Below are 14,982 nucleotides of genomic sequence, written 5' to 3' on the forward strand. Positions count from 1 at the left end.
GGCCGGTTCCAGTACCCCACCGCCACACCCGGCCCACCCACGTGGATCTCCCCCGGCACACCCACCGGAACCAACCGACCGTGCCGGTCCAACAAGTGGATGCGCAAGTCGGCCAGGGGCCTGCCGATGGGGTTCAGCCAGCCGTCGGCAACGTCCACATCGGACACCTCGTGGTAGGTGGAGTGCACGGTCGTCTCGGTGATGCCGTACATGTTCACCAGCTTCGGCGCCGCGGTACCGAACCGGTCCACCCACGGCCGCAACTCGGCCATCTCCAGCTTCTCCCCGCCGAACGTGACCGCGCGCAGCGCCAGGTCCGCCAGCCTCGGGTCGTCGGTGGACGCCAGGTCCACCAGGCCCTTGAACGCCGAAGGCGTCTGGTTGAGCACCGTCACCCGGTGCTCCACCAGCAGGTCCAGGAACTCGTCCGGCGACCGCGTCACCGACTGCGGCACCACCACCAGCTTGCCGCCGTACAGCAGCGCGCCCCACAGCTCCCACACCGACATGTCGAAGGCGTAGGAGTGGAACAGCGTCAGCACGTCCGACCGCCCGAAGGCGTAGTCGCCCTGGCAGCTGTGGAACAGCCGAGCCACGTTGCGGTGGGTCAGGTAAACACCCTTGGGGCGTCCGGTCGAACCCGACGTGTAGATCATGTAGATCAGGTCGTCCGGACCGGTGCCCGCGTCGATGTCGCTGGTCGGGTAGCCGTCGATGGCCGCGGCCTGGAGCACGTCGTCGAGCAGGACCTGCGCGCCGTCGAAGAACTCCGACACCAGCGGCTCGACCGACAGCTCGCCCAGCACGACCGGCACGGCCGCGTCCTCGGCCATGAACCGCAGGCGCTCGGCGGGCACCGCCGGGTCCAGCGGCAGGTACGCCCCGCCCGCCTTGAGCACGCCGAGCAGCGCCACCACCAGGTTCGCCGATCGCGTCAGGCACACGCCGACCAGCGAGCCCGGCCGCACGCCCATCGACACCAGGTATCGGGCCAGCTGGTTGGCCCGCGCGTTGAGCTGGCGGTAGGTCAGCACCTCGTCGCCGAACACCACCGCGGGCGCGTCCGGTGACATGGCCACGCGCTCGGCGAACATCGCGTGCAGGCCGCGGTCGACCGCGAACCGCTCGCCCTCGCCGCCGTGGAGCAGCAGCGCCCGCTCCCCCGGACCGACGAACTCCAGCGCCGACAGCCGCGCGGTCGGCTCGGCCGCGACCGCGCGCAGCAGGCCCAGGAAGTGCTCGCCGAACCGCTCGACCGTGGACCGGTCGAACAGTGCGGCGGCGAACTCCAGGTAGGCGGTGACACCGCCGTCGCGGCGCCGGTGCGCCAGCACGGTCAGGTCGGTCTTGGCCACCGCCCACGCCTCGGCGAAGGAGTCCACGTCGGCGGTGTGGTCGGCGGTGCCGGTCGCGCCCTCCTCGTGGAAGTCGAAGGCCACCTGGTACAGCGGCGTGCGGGACAGGTCCCGGCGCACCTCCAGCGCGTCGACCACGCGGTCGAACGGCGCCTCCTGGTGCGCGAACGCCTCCCGGCAGACCTCCCGCACGCGCCGCAGCGCCTGCTCGAAGGTGGGGTCGCCGTCCAGGTCGCAGCGCAGCACCACGTTGTTGAGGAAGAAGCCGACCAGGTCGGCCACCTCGGGCCGGTCGCGGCCCGCCACCGGGCTGCCCACCGCCACGTCGGACTGGCCGGTGTAACGCGCCAGCAGCACCGCGTAGCAGGTCAGGAAGGTCATGAACGGGGTCGCGCCCTGGCCCCGGCCCAGCTCGACCACCCGCTCGGCCAGGTCGGGCGGCACGTCCAGGGCCACCAGGCCGCCGCGGGCGTCCCGCTCCACCGGCCGGGGCCGGTCCGTAGGCAGCTCCAGCGGGGCCAAGTCCGCCAGCACGCCGCGCCAGTGCGCCAAGTCGCGCTCCACCCGATCGCCGGACAGGTGCCGCCGCTGCCACACCGCGTAGTCGGCGTACCGCACGGCCAGCGGCGGCAGGTTCGGCTCGCGCCCCGCCCGCTGGGCGGCCAGCAGCTCGCGCAGCTCGCGCTCCAGCACCACCGACGACCAGCCGTCGCAGGCGATGTGGTGGATGGTCAGCAGCAGCAGCGACTCGGTGTCGGACACCGGGGTCAGCAGCGCCCGCCAGACCGGGCCGTCGGCCAGGTCGAAACCCCTGGCCAGCTCCGCCTCCACGTAGTCGAACCGGCCATCGGCGTCCCCGTCGACCACGGTCAGCTCGACCTTGCCCGGCGGGTTGATCCGCTGCACCGGCCTGCCCGCCACCGCGGCGTAGGTGGTGCGCAGCACGTCGTGGCGGGTCTCCAGGGCGTTCAGCGCCGCGGCCACGGCGTCCTCGCCGACCTCGCGGGCAATCCGCAGGAACACCGGGGTGACCCACTCCAGGCTGCCCGGCCGCAACCGGTCGAGGAACCACAGCCGGGTCTGGCCGGTGGACAGCGGCGCGCTGGTGGCCTCCGCCTCCGGCACGATCGGCGCGTCCGCCGCGCGGCCCGCGGCCACCAGCCTGGCCTGCTCGCGCACCGTGGGGGTGACGAACAGGTCGGCCAGCCGCACGTCCGCGCCGGTGGTGTCGCGCAGCCGGTTGGCCAGCCCGGTCAGCAGGATCGAGGTGCCGCCGAGCTGGAAGAAGTCGTCGTGGGCGCCGACGCGCTCCACGCCGAGGACCGAACGCCACACCCCGGCGACCGCGCGCTCGGTGTCGTCCGCGGGTTCCTCGTGCTCGGGCCGCGCGGCGCGCGCCGTGGCGTCCACGTCGGGCAGCGCGGTCCGGTCGACCTTGCCGCTGGTGGTCGTCGGCAGCTCGGGCAGCGCCACGAACACCGCGGGCACCAGCGCCTCGGGCAGCCGGGCGCGCAGGAACTCCCGGTGCTCGGCCGCGTCGATCTCCCGGTCGGCGACCACGTAGGCGGCCAGCCGCTTGGGTTCGCGGGTCACCACCACCACCGCGGCGCGCACGTCGGGGTGCGCGGTGAGCGCGGCCTCGACCTCGGCGGGCTCGATCCGCACGCCGTTGACCTTGACCTGGTGGTCGGACCGGCCCAGGTAGTCCAGGGTGCCGTCCTCGCGCAGCCTGCCCAGGTCGCCGGTGCGGTACAGCCGCGCGCCCGGCCTGCCGAACGGGTCGGGCACGAACCGCTCCGCGGTCAGGTCCGGCCTGCCCAGGTAGCCGCGGGCCAACCCCACCCCGCCCAGGTGCAGCTCGCCCGGCACGCCCACCGGCGCGGGCTCGCCGTGCCGGTCCAGCACCAGCACCCGGCCGTGGTCGATGGCCCGGCCGATGGGCACCGGGCCGCTGTGCTGGTCGGGGTCGAACTCGTGGGCGGTGATGTCGATGGAGCACTCGGTGGGCCCGTAGGTGTTCCAGATGGCCGGTCGCACCGCCGCCAGCGCCCGCTGGCACAGCTCGGCGTGCAGCGGCTCGCCCGCGGAGAACAGCAGCCGCAGCGAACCGCAGTCCCGCCAGCCGGGGTCGTCCACCAGCGCACGCAGCACCGTGGGCACCACCTGGAGCACGGTGACCCGGTGCTCGGCGATGGTGCGGGTCAGCAGCGCGGGGTCGCGCTCGGCCCCGGTCGGCGCCATCACCACGGTCCCGCCGCTGATCAGCGGCGCGAACACCTCCCAGCAGGCGGCGTCGAATGCCATCGACGTCTTGTGCACGACCCGGTCGGTCTCGGCCAGGCCGTGCGTGCGCACCGTCCAGGACACCCGGTTGGCGATGCCGCCGTGGGTGATCACCACCCCCTTGGGGCGACCGGTCGAGCCCGAGGTGTAGCTGACGTAGGCGGCCTGGTCGGACCGCACCCGCACGCCCCGCCAGTCCCCGTCGTCGTCGCCGAGCCCGTCCAGCAGCAGCGGCTCGCCGCCCGCCTCCCGCACCTTGTCCGCCAGCGACGGCTGGGTCAGCACGGTCCGCGCGCCGGAGTCGGAGAGGGTCCAGGCCAACCGGGTGACCGGGTGCGCGGGTTCCACCGGCAGGTAGGCCGCGCCCGCCCGCCACGCGCCCAGCAGCGCCACCGCCAGCTCCGGCCCGCGCTCCAGGCACACGCCGACCACGCTCTCCGGCCCGTGCCCGCGTTCCCGCAGCACCCGCGCCAGCCGGTCGGCGCGGCCGATGAGCTCGCGGTAGGTCAGCGCGCCGCGCTCCGCGAGCACCGCGACGGCGTCGGGTGTGCGGGCGGCCTGCGCGCCGACCAGGTCCGGCAGCGGCCCGAGCACGCTCCCCGGTTGTTTGGCAATCATGGGTTCCCCTCAGTGGTGTGCTCCGGCGGACGCGGTCGGTCGCGGAGTCGAGCGCGCGGTCGGGCGCGGGTTCGGCGCGGTGTCCGGCGACGGGCCGGGTCAGGACTCGGCGGCGGCCATGCGGCGGCGCAGGCCGGCGGGCCGCATGTCGGTCCACACCCGCGCGATGTGGTCCAGGCACTCCTGCTTGGTGCCGGAGTGGCCGTCGCCGCGCCAGCCCGCGGGCAGCGGTCGGTCCGCCCACCAGATCGAGTACTGCTCCTCGTCGTTGAGGACGACGAGGTAGGTCTCCTGGTCGTGCTGCTCGCTCATGGTGTTCCTCTCAGGTGGTGGGTCGGGGCAGGAAGCCCTCGACGGTGGTGCCCAGCCCCCGGTGCGCCGCCTCGTCGCGCACCAGCCGGGCCACGGCCATGTCCAGCGCGCCCAGCCCGAACGGCGAGTAGACCAGCGGCCGGGCCGGGTCTCGGGTGAACCGCACGCGGCCGCGCAGCACCCCGCCGATGGGTGCGTCGATGAACGCCCGGCCGCCGGTGCGCTGCTCGGCCAGGTGCGGCGAGGTGCGCTCCCGGCACACGTGGTCGGCGTCGTCGACCACGTTCTGCGCGGCCAGCACCGCCTCGACGGTCAGGTCGCGCAGCGACACGTGCAGCACGACCGCGCCCGGTCGCGCGGCGCGCAGGTCCAGGTGCGGGGTGCTCGCGGTGGTGGCCAGCGACACCAGCGGGTGCGCGCCCACCGCCCGGTGCGCGTCGTCGACCACCGCCACCGGCAGGTCCAGCTCGTCGGCGGCCCGGCGGGCGAACGCGGCGGCCCGGTCCGGGGACAGGTCGAACGCGGTGACCTCGGCCAGCGACGGCAGGACCGCCCGCAGGAACCGCAGCACCTCGAAGTTGATCGGCCCGCAGCCGATCAGGCCCACGCCCCCGGTGCCGGGCTCGGTGAACTCCCGCGCGGCCAGCGCGGCGCTCGCGGCGGTGCGCTTGGCGGAGATCAGCGAGCCCTCCAGCAGCGCCACCGGCCTGCCGGTGGTCAGCTCGTTGAGCACGACCACCGAGCTGGCGCGGGCCAGCCCCGCCTCGACGTTGGCCGGGAACGAGCTGATCCACTTCATGCCCGCGGCAGGCTGGTCGCCGCCGAGGAAGGCGGGCAGGCCGATGATCCGGTTGCGGGTGTCGCCGGGGAAGCGCAGGAACGTGGAGTGCGGTACCGCCGAGCGGCCCTCGTCGTGCAGCTCGTAGGCGGTGCGGACCAGTTCGACCAGGTCTTTCTCGCGGTCGCGCAGGACTTCCGCGACCTCGTCGTGCCCCAGGATCAACACGGGTGGACCTCCGTTGCGGGTACCGCGCCGAAGCGCTCCGCCACCCAGGAGTCGCAGTAGATGGTGTCCAGGTAGCGGTCGCCGGTGTCGGGGAAGATCAGCGCGCAGCGCGCCCCCGGCGGGATGCGGTCGGCGAACTTCTCCAGCGCCGACACCGTCGCCCCGGACGAGCCGCCCGCGAGGATCGCCTCGGTGGCCACGAGCCTGCGGCAGGCGGCCACGCACTCCACGTCGGACACGTGCACCACGTGGTCGGCGGCCCCGGCGTCGTAGAGCGGGGGCCGCAGCGAGGCGCCGTGGCCGGGGATGTGGCGCGGCGCGGGCGCCTGCCCGTCGAAGATGACGCTGCCGACCGCGTCGACGCCGACGATGCTGGTCCGCAGGCCGTGGTCGGCCACGTACTGCGCGCAGCCGCGCAGCGTCCCGAACGAGCCCACCGAGCAGAACAGGTAGTCGACCCGCCCGTCCATCGCGTTGGCGATCTCGTGCATGGTCTGCTCGTGCGCCTTGGGGTTGAGCGGGTTGGCGTACTGGTTGGGCCAGTACGCGTGCGGGATGGCCGCCACCAGCTCACGCACCCTGGCCAGCCTGCTGGGCAGGAACTCGCCGGTGCGCGGGTCGGGTTCGGCGACCACGTCCACCTCCGCGCCGTAGGCCCGCAGGATGGACAGCGTCTGCCGGTTGGTCTTGGCGTCGACCACGCACACGAACCGCAGCCCGTAGTAGCGGCAGACCTGGGCCATGCCCACGGCGAGGTTGCCGGAGCTGGACTCCACGACCACCGACCGGCCCGGCACCAGCTCGCCGCTGTCCACCCGACCGCGCACCATGCTCAGCGCCGAGCGGTCCTTGATGCTGCCGCCGGGGTTGAACTGCTCCAGCTTGGCGAAGACCCTGGCGTCCAGGCCGGGCGCGATGCGCGTCAGCTCGACCAGCGGGGTGTTGGCGACGGTGCTCAGCACACCGCCCACGGTGTTCCCGGCGCCCCCGGCCACCGAGGTCAGACCGGGCAGCGAGGCCACCTGGTCGCCCGGCGCCGGGGTCCGGACGGCAGCCAGCAGGTCCGTCATTGCGCGGCGCTGCCCGCGGCCCTGGCTCCGTCCACGAAGGACGCGAGGTCACCGACCGTGCGCAGCTCGGCCAGCACGGAGTCCGGGATGGTCACCTGGAACTCGCGCTCCAGCGCCACCACGAGGTCGACCCGGCTCAGCGAGTCCACCCCCATCTCCTCGAAGTTGGACGACAGCGCGACGTCGCCCTCGTAATCGGGCACCAGGTCCCTGATCAGGGAGGTGGTGACCTGCAGGATGTTGTCCACGGAACGGGTCCTTCCGGTGTCTTCGGGTGTTGGTCAGCACATGCGGGCGACCATGCCCGCGTGGCTCAGGCCGGAGCCGAAGCCGAGCAGCAGCACGAGCTCCCCCGGCGTCGAGCGGCCGCTGTCGCGCAGCCGCGTCAGCGCCAGGGGGATGGAGGCCGAGGAGGTGTTTCCGGTCTCGACGATGTCGAGCACCACCCGCTCGGGCGGGATCGCCAGCGTCCGGGCGACCGTGTCGATGATCCGGCGGTTGGCCTGGTGCGGGACGAACCACGCGATGTCCGAGGGGGACACCCCGTAGCGCGCGCAGGCGGCCTTGGCCACGGCGGGCATCTCGCCGGTGGCCCACCGGTAGACCACCGGGCCGTCCATGGTGGCCCGGACCCGGCCGTCGGGCCGCAGCTTGGACTCGATGACCGCGGCCCTGGTGCCGTCGCTGCCCCAGACCGCCTGCCCGATGTCCTCGGTGGCGGCGGCCGAGACCACCGCGGCGCCCGCGCCGTCGGCGAAGATCGCGAAGGTGTCCGGCAGCTCGGGGCCGATCATCGGCGACAGCTTGTCCGAGCCCACCACCAGCACGTTCTCCGCCTGACCGGTGCGCACGGCGTTGGACGCCATGGACAGCCCGAAGGTGAAGCCGGCGCAGACGGCGTTCAGGTCGAACGCCGCCGCGCCCCTGGTGCCCAGCCCGCTGGCCACTTGTGGTGCGCCCGCGGGTGCCAGTTGCTCGCGCGAGGATGTCGCGAGCACCACCAGGTCCACGTCGTCCGGCACGAGGTCGGCCGCTTTGATCGCGGCGGCGCCCGCCGCGATCGCCATGCTGACGACGGTTTCTCCCGTCCCGGCGTAGTGCCGCTGCCTGATGCCGGTCCGCTCTTCCATCCAGCGGGCGCTGACGCTGGTCATCGCGGCCAACTCGGCGTTGGCCACCACCCGCTCGGGCCGGTAGCCGCCCACGCCCGCGATGCGGGAACCGCGAAGTGCGCTCACCGGATTTCCCCGAATCTCGTGAAGTGGAATGCGATGACCGGCATCGAGGCCGCCGGGGGAAAGTCTGCGACACCGCCCCACACTGGCCCCATATCGGTTCTCGGGCCGCTCACAGCGCGATACCGCCGTCCACCTGGAAAACCTGGCCGGTGACGTAGGAAGCCTGCTCGGAGACCAGGAACGCGACCATGTCGGCGACTTCCGCGGGCCGCCCGAACCGGTGCAGCGGGATGCGCCGCAAATAGCCCTTGGCGGTCGACTCCTCCAGCCCGGCGGTCATGTCGGTCTCGATCAGCCCCGGCGCCACCGCGTTGGCCCGCAGGCGGTAGCGGCCGACTTCCTTGGCCAGCGCCCTGGTGAAGCCGATGATGCCCGCCTTGGAGGCGGAGTAGTTGGTCTGCATGGCGTTGCCGACCACGCCCGCCACGGAGGACACCGTGACGAACGAGCCGCCCCGGCGGGCGATCATCGGCCGCAGCGCGGCCCGGCAGAAGTGGAAGGTGCCGTCGAGGTTGACCCGCAGCACCGAGTCCCAGTCGTCGGCGTCCAGCAGCGCCAGCGGCTTGTCCCGCACCACGCCCGCGCAGCTGACCACCGCCTCCGGCCTGCCGAGCCGCTCGACCATGTCCTGCACGTGCTCGTCGACGGCGGCCTTGTCGGCCACGTCGACCCGCTCGGCCAGCACCTGGCCGCCGAACTGCGCGGCCTCCTTGACCGTCAGCTCGGCCGATGCGACGTCGTTGCGGTAGCAGAAGCCGACGTCGTAGCCCGCCTGCGCGAGCCGGACCACGACCGCTCGACCTATCCCCCTCGCTCCCCCGGACACCAGCGCCACGGGGCGCGCCAAGTCATCGTTCGTCATGAACGGGAACTCCTCTTCGCGATGGCGGCCATGCGGCCGCGCGTGCTCGGCGGTAGGGGCCGAGACCCAGGCACCGGGGAGCTTGGTCGCGATTCCAATACTGAGCCCATATCGACGCACTTGGGCTCTATTTTCCGGCTCTATCCGGCGCAGTTCGTTGGTTTCCGCCGGAGCCCGCCGCTACCTTGGCCAGATGCCCACAAATATCACCGTCGGCCAGGCCGCCCTGTGGTTCCTGCACGACTTGGCGCCGGAGAGCGCCGCGTACAACGTGGCGTTCGCGCTGCGCATTCTCGACCCGGTCGACACCGGGGCGCTGGAGCAGGCGGTGCGGCGCACCGCGCGGCGGCACGACATGCTCAGGTCGTCGTTCTCCGACGTCTCCGGCCAGCCGGAGCGGGTGGTGCACGGGGACGACGTGGTGCGGCTGGAGGTGAGACCGGCGCGCGACCCGGCGGCCCAGGTGCGCGCGGTCATCGCCGAGCCGTTCCGGTTGCGCGAGGCGCCGCTGGTGCGGTTCGTGCTGCTCCGCGACGACACGGGGGGCGACACGGGCGGCGTGCTGGTGATGGTCGCCCACCACGTCGTGCTCGACGCGGGTTCGCAGACGGTGATCATGCGCGACCTGTTCGAGGAGTACCGGGCGCTGCGCACCGGGGTGCCCGCCCGGCTGCCCGAGCTGGCGCTGACCTACGCCGACCACGTGGCCGCCGAGCGGGAACTGCTGGCCTCCCCCCGATTGGCCGAGCTGACCGAGCACTGGCGGCGGTTCTGCGCGGGCGCCCCGGTGGCGCTGGAGCTGCCCACCGATCGGCCGCGTCCCGCGGTGCAGCGCTACGTCGGCTCGGCGGTGTCCGCGCGGCTGCCCGAGGACGCGGTGGCGGACGTCCAGCGCGTCGCCCGCGAGCTGCGGGTCACCCCGTTCGCGTTCCTGGTGGCCGTGTTCGAGGTGCTGCTGCACCGCTACAGCGGACAGCCGGACTTCCTGCTCGGCTGCGCGACTTCCACCAAGGACCGCCGGATGAGCGAGGTGGTCGGCTTCTTCGTCAACCCGGTGCTGCTGCGCCCGGAGGTGGGCGCGCGGACCACGTTCCGGGAGCTGGTCGCGCAGACCGGTGGGCAGCTGCGCCAGGGCACCGCGTACCGGCACCACCCGTTCGCGCTGCTGCCGCCCGCGCTGGGCGTGCCGCACGACCCGAGCCGCTCGGCGCTGTTCCAGGTGCTGGTCACCGCCTACTCGGCGGGCGCGGACGACACCCTGCTCGACGGCCTGTTCCAGGGCGTGTCGCACGGCCCGTTCGACTACGCCGGGGTGCGGGTGGCGGCCGTCGACATGCCGCCGCAGCAGACCGGTCAGTTCGACCTCACGCTGGAGCTGCACATGAGCAAGCGGTCGGTGACCGCCACCCTCAAGTACGCGACCGCGCTGTTCGACGCCGCCACCGTCGAGCGGCTGGCCCGCCAGTACCTGGTCCTGGTCCAGTCCGCGTGCGCTGACCCCGACGAGCTGGCGGGCAGGCTGCCGATGATGGCCGCCGAGGAGCGGGAGCTGCTGCTCAGCGCGGTGGGCGGGGACGCGCTGGACTGGTGAGCCGCCGAGGTGCGCCCCTGTCTGCCCGGTGTCAGCATGGGGGGACGTCGTGGACGGAGGTGCGCGTGGGCGTCGGGCGGTGGCTGGCGTCGCGGCTGGCGTCGTGGCCGGTGTACCGGCAGATCACCGGGCGCGACCCGCTGGGCCGCGGCCGGGCCGCCCAGTCGCCCCGCTCCGCCGGGCTGACCGCGCGGATCGCCGACGCCGACCGCGTCGCCAAGTCCGTGTGCCCGTTCTGCGCGGTCGGCTGCGCCCAGCGCGTCTACGTGTCCGAGGACCGGGTGCTGCAGATCGAGGGTGACCCGGACAGCCCCATCTCGCGCGGCAGGCTGTGCCCCAAGGGCTCGGCCAGCACGCAGCTGGTCACCGGTCCGCAGCGCGCGCGGAAGGTGCTCTACCGCGCCCCCTACGGCGGCCAGTGGCGGGAGCTGGACCTGGACACCGCCATGGACATGGTGGCCGACCGGGTGCTGGAGGCCCGCGCCAAGGGCTGGCAGGACGTCGACGAGCGCGGCAGGCGCGTGCGCCGCACGCTCGGGCTGGCCAGCCTGGGCGGGGCGACCCTGGACAACGAAGAGAACTACCTGATCAAGAAGCTGTTCACGGCACTGGGCGCGTTGCAGATCGAGAACCAGGCCCGCATTTGACACTCCGCCACGGTTCCCGGTCTGGGAGCCTCCTTCGGTCGCGGGGGCGCGACGGACTACCAGCAGGACCTGATCAACTCCGACGCCATCGTCATCATGGGCTCCAACATGGCCGAGGCTCACCCCGTGGGCTTCCAGTGGGTCATGGAGGCCAAGGAGCGCGGTGCCAGGGTCCTGCACATCGACCCCCGGTTCACCCGGACCAGCGCGCACGCCGACGTGCACGTGCCGCTGCGCGCGGGCACCGACATCGCGTTCCTCGGCGGGGTGATCAACCACATCCTGACCAACGCGCTGGACTTCCGCGAGTACGTGGTGGCCTACACCAACGCCTCCTTCCTGGTCGGCGAGGACTACCGGGACACCGAGGACCTCGACGGGCTGTTCAGCGGCTACGACCCGGAGACCGCGTCCTACGACTCGTCGACCTGGCAGTACGAGACCGTCGAAGCGGGCCCGGACGACCACGCGGGCGCGAGCGCCAAGGAGCGGTCCGCGTCCTACCAGCACGGCTCGGGCGGGCCGAAGGTCGAGGGCGGCAGCGGGCGCATCGCCGCCGACCCGACGTTGGAGCACCCGCGCTGCGTCTACCAGGTCCTCAAGCGGCACTACGCCCGCTACACGCCCGAGGCGGTGGCGCGCACCTGCGGCGTGTCCGAGGAGCTGTTCCGCGCGGTGTGCCAGACCTGGACGGCCAACTCCGGCCGCGAGCGCACCGCCGCGCTGGTCTACAGCGTCGGCTGGACCCAGCACACCACGGGCGCGCAGTGCATCCGCGCGGGTGCGATCATCCAGCTGCTGCTGGGCAACATCGGCCGCCCCGGCGGCGGCGTGTTCGCGCTGCGCGGCCACGCCAGCATCCAGGGCTCCACCGACATCCCCACGCTGTTCAACCTGCTGCCCGGTTACCTGCCGATGCCCACCCCCGAGCACGGCGACCTGGCCGAGTACGTCGACAGCGTCCGCGCCGACCAGCAGAAGGGCTTCTGGCGCAACGCCGACGCCTACATGATCTCGCTGCTCAAGGAGTACTGGGGCGAGCACGCCACCGCCGACAACGACTACTGCTTCGACTACCTGCCGCGCATCACCGGCGACCACGGCACCTACCGCACGGTGATGGACATGGTCGACGGCAAGGTCTTCGGCTACTTCCTGCTGGGCCAGAACCCGGCGGTCGGCTCGGCGCACGGCCGGTTGCAGCGGCTGGGCATGGCCAACCTGGACTGGCTGGTGGTGCGCGATCTGACCATGATCGAGAGCGCTTCCTTCTGGAAGGACTCCCCCGAGGTGGAGACCGGCGAGATCGCGCCGGAGCGCTGCCGCACCGAGGTGTTCTTCTTCCCGGCCGCCTCGCACGTGGAGAAGGAGGGCACCTTCACCCAGACCCAGCGGATGCTCCAGTGGCGGGAGAAAGCCGTGGAGCCCAAGGGGGACCAGCGCTCGGAGCTGTGGTTCTTCTACCACCTGGGCCGCAAGCTGCGGCAGCGGCTGGCGGACTCCACCGACGAGCGCGACCGGCCGCTGCTGGACCTGGCCTGGGACTACGCGGTGGTGGGCGACGAGCCGCAGGCCCAGGACGTGCTGCGGCGCATCAACGGCGTGGACCTGACCACCGGCCGCGCGGTCGGCGGCTACACCGAGCTGAAGGCCGACGGCAGCACCATGGCGGGCTGCTGGATCTACAGCGGCGTCTACGCCGACGAGGTCAACCAGGCCGCCCGCCGCAAACCCGGCCGCGAGCAGAACCTCTACGCCACCGAGTGGGGCTGGGTGTGGCCGATGAACCGCCGGGTGCTCTACAACCGCGCCTCCGCCGACCCCGCGGGGCGGCCATGGAGCGAGCGCAAGGCGCTGATCTGGTGGGACGCCGAACGAGGCGAGTGGATCGGGGACGACGTGCCGGACTTCGAGCGCACCAAGCCGCCGGACTACGTGCCGCCCGAAGGCGCGGTGGGTCCGGAGGCGCTGCGCGGTGACGACCCGTTCATCATGCAGGCCGACGGCAAGGGCTGGCTGTTCGCGCCCAAGGGCCTGGCCGACGGCCCGCTGCCCACGCACTACGAGCCGCACGAGTCGCCGGTGCCCAACCCGCTGCACGGCCAGCGCGGCAACCCGACCCGCAAGATCTACGGGCGCGCGGACAACCCGTCCAACCCGCCGCTGGACCACGAGGTGTTCCCGTACGTGGTGACCACCGCCCGGCTCACCGAGCACCACACCGCGGGCGGGATGAGCCGGACGGTGCCGCACCTGGCGGAGTTGCAGCCGGAGCTGTTCGTGGAGGTCTCGCCCGCGCTGGCGCGCGAGCGCGGGCTGGAGAACCTGGGGTGGGCGCACGTGGTGACCAGCCGGGCGGCGGTGGAGGCGCGCGTGGTGGTGACCGACCGGATGCGGCCGCTGCGGGTGGACCAGCGCGAGGTGCACCAGATCTGGCTGCCCTACCACTGGGGCAGCGTCGGCCTGGTCCGCGGCGACTCCCCCAACGACCTGTTCGGCGTGGTCGTCGACCCGAACGTGTTCATCCAGGAGACCAAGGTGGCCACCTGCGACGTGCGGCCGGGCAGGCGTCCGCGCGGACCGGCGCTGCTGGACTACCTGGCCGGGTACCGGCGGCGCGCGGGGATCGCCGAGCCCACCGTGCTGACCACCGGCCCGGAGGCGGGCCTGCCGCACACCGAGGAGGACCAGCCGTGACCGAGCACAGCCTCTCCGGACCGCTGCACGACGTGGCGGGCGAGGCCGGGTACGAGCAGCACCCGCCCAGGGTGGGCTTCTTCACCGACACCTCGGTGTGCATCGGGTGCAAGGCGTGCGAGGTGGCCTGCAAGGAGTGGAACGACGTCCCCGCCGACGGGTTCGACCTGCTGGGCATGTCGCTGGACAACACCGGGCACCTCGGGGCCAACGCCTGGCGGCACGTGGCGTTCGTGGAGCAGCAGCGGCCCGCGCCGCAGGAGCTGGGAATGCCCTCGTTCGACCGGCCGGGCGCGGCCACCGGCCCGGAGGCGCGCACCGACTTCCGCTGGCTGATGGCCTCGGACGTGTGCAAGCACTGCACCCACGCGGGCTGCCTGGACGTGTGCCCGACCGGGGCGCTGTTCCGCACCGAGTTCGGCACGGTGGTGGTGCAGCAGGACATCTGCAACGGGTGCGGCTACTGCGTGTCCGGCTGCCCGTACGGGGTGATCCAGCGGCGCGAGGGCGACGGCCGGGCGCAGAAGTGCACGCTGTGCTACGACCGGCTGCGGGTGGGCGAGCAACCCGCGTGCGCCAAGGCGTGCCCCACCGACTCCATCCAGTTCGGCGAGCTGGACGAGCTGCGCGAGCGGGCCGCGCGCCGGGTGGAGCAGCTGCGCGAGCGGGGCGAGGACCGCGCCCGGCTCTACGGCGCGGACCCCGAGGACGGGGTGGGCGGCAACGGCGCGTTCTTCCTGCTTCTGGACGAGCCGGAGGTCTACGGGCTGCCGCCGGACCCGGTGGTGCCCACCCGCGACCTGCCCGCGATGTGGCGGCGCGCGGGCGTCGCGGCGGTCGCCTTCGCCGCTGCCGCCGTGGCCGCGTTCCTGGGCGGGCGCTGATGGGGCGGGCGCTGATGGGGCGGGCGCTGATGAGTCGGGCGCTGGTGGACCGGGGTCGGGCGCTGCTGGAGCGGGTGGGGCTGCGCCGCGACTACCGGCCGCGGGCCGTCGAGGACAGCGATCCCCGTCCTCGGCACGGGGAGGTGCGCGCGGGAACGCGGGAACCGGTGGACCGCGCCGAGTTCCGCTCCTACTACGAGCGGCAGATCCTGCAGACGCCCGCGTGGGAGTGGCCGGTCCCGGCCTACCTGTTCGCGGGCGGGGTGTCGGCGGGCTCGACGCTGCTGGGCGTGGGCGCGGAGCTGACCGGGCGGCCCGCGCTGCGGCGCGCGGGCAGGCTCGGCGCGCTGGTGTCGCTGCTGGCCGGGCTGTACCTGCTGGTGGTCGACCTGGGGCGGCCGGAGCGGTTCCTGCACATG

11 protein-coding genes are annotated in these 14,982 nt (G+C 73.3%); 4 read left to right on the plus strand and 7 right to left on the minus strand.

Annotated elements, in window-relative coordinates; translation table 11 throughout:
• From IEZ00_RS32610 to fabG, 7 genes are all read right to left on the minus strand, one after another.
• The coding region (locus IEZ00_RS32610; RefSeq protein WP_189227230.1) for a non-ribosomal peptide synthetase at nucleotides 1-4,256 on the minus strand (4,256 nt) is incomplete at its 3' end.
• 99 nt (nucleotides 4,257-4,355) lie between these two features.
• Nucleotides 4,356-4,568 (minus strand): MbtH family protein, encoded by a 213-nt coding sequence (locus IEZ00_RS32615; RefSeq protein ID WP_189227231.1) that lies wholly within the window; start codon nucleotides 4,566-4,568, stop codon nucleotides 4,356-4,358.
• Between the two features lie 10 nt (nucleotides 4,569-4,578).
• A complete protein-coding gene (gene sbnB / locus IEZ00_RS32620; RefSeq protein ID WP_189227232.1) occupies nucleotides 4,579-5,574 on the minus strand; it encodes a 2,3-diaminopropionate biosynthesis protein SbnB in 996 nt (331 codons plus the stop codon).
• Nucleotides 5,568-6,644: a 2,3-diaminopropionate biosynthesis protein SbnA gene (gene sbnA / locus IEZ00_RS32625; RefSeq protein WP_189227233.1), complete on the minus strand. Its 1,077-nt coding sequence runs from the start codon at nucleotides 6,642-6,644 to the stop codon at nucleotides 5,568-5,570. Before sbnA ends, sbnB begins: the two co-directional genes overlap by 7 nt.
• A complete protein-coding gene (locus tag IEZ00_RS32630; RefSeq protein WP_189227234.1) occupies nucleotides 6,641-6,892 on the minus strand; it encodes an acyl carrier protein in 252 nt (83 codons plus the stop codon). Before IEZ00_RS32630 ends, sbnA begins: the two co-directional genes overlap by 4 nt.
• A 33-nt stretch (nucleotides 6,893-6,925) precedes the next feature.
• Nucleotides 6,926-7,882, minus strand: coding sequence for a beta-ketoacyl-ACP synthase 3 (locus tag IEZ00_RS32635; protein ID WP_189227235.1), 957 nt, complete (start codon nucleotides 7,880-7,882; stop codon nucleotides 6,926-6,928).
• A gap of 109 nt (nucleotides 7,883-7,991) precedes the next feature.
• On the minus strand, nucleotides 7,992-8,744 hold the full coding sequence (gene fabG, locus IEZ00_RS32640; protein WP_189227236.1) for a 3-oxoacyl-ACP reductase FabG: 753 nt from the start codon (nucleotides 8,742-8,744) through the stop codon (nucleotides 7,992-7,994).
• Between the two features lie 193 nt (nucleotides 8,745-8,937).
• Between fabG and IEZ00_RS32645 the strand changes: the two genes are divergently transcribed.
• From IEZ00_RS32645 to nrfD, 4 genes are all read left to right on the plus strand, one after another.
• The gene (locus IEZ00_RS32645; RefSeq protein ID WP_189227237.1) at nucleotides 8,938-10,335 is read left to right on the plus strand and encodes a condensation domain-containing protein; all 1,398 of its coding nucleotides are present in this window, start codon (nucleotides 8,938-8,940) and stop codon (nucleotides 10,333-10,335) included.
• A gap of 65 nt (nucleotides 10,336-10,400) precedes the next feature.
• Nucleotides 10,401-13,679, plus strand: coding sequence for a formate dehydrogenase (fdh, locus tag IEZ00_RS32655; RefSeq protein ID WP_229796332.1), 3,279 nt, complete (start codon nucleotides 10,401-10,403; stop codon nucleotides 13,677-13,679).
• Nucleotides 13,676-14,563, plus strand: coding sequence for a 4Fe-4S dicluster domain-containing protein (locus tag IEZ00_RS32660; protein WP_189227239.1), 888 nt, complete (start codon nucleotides 13,676-13,678; stop codon nucleotides 14,561-14,563). Before fdh ends, IEZ00_RS32660 begins: the two co-directional genes overlap by 4 nt.
• Nucleotides 14,563-14,982 (plus strand): NrfD/PsrC family molybdoenzyme membrane anchor subunit (nrfD, locus tag IEZ00_RS37470; protein WP_229796333.1); only part of this gene is annotated, 420 nt, incomplete at its 3' end. The genes IEZ00_RS32660 and nrfD, both read left to right, overlap by 1 nt.

It is taken from the genome of Saccharothrix coeruleofusca, assembly GCF_014648515.1.
Taxonomy (GTDB): Bacteria; Actinomycetota; Actinomycetes; order Mycobacteriales; family Pseudonocardiaceae; genus Actinosynnema; species Actinosynnema coeruleofuscum.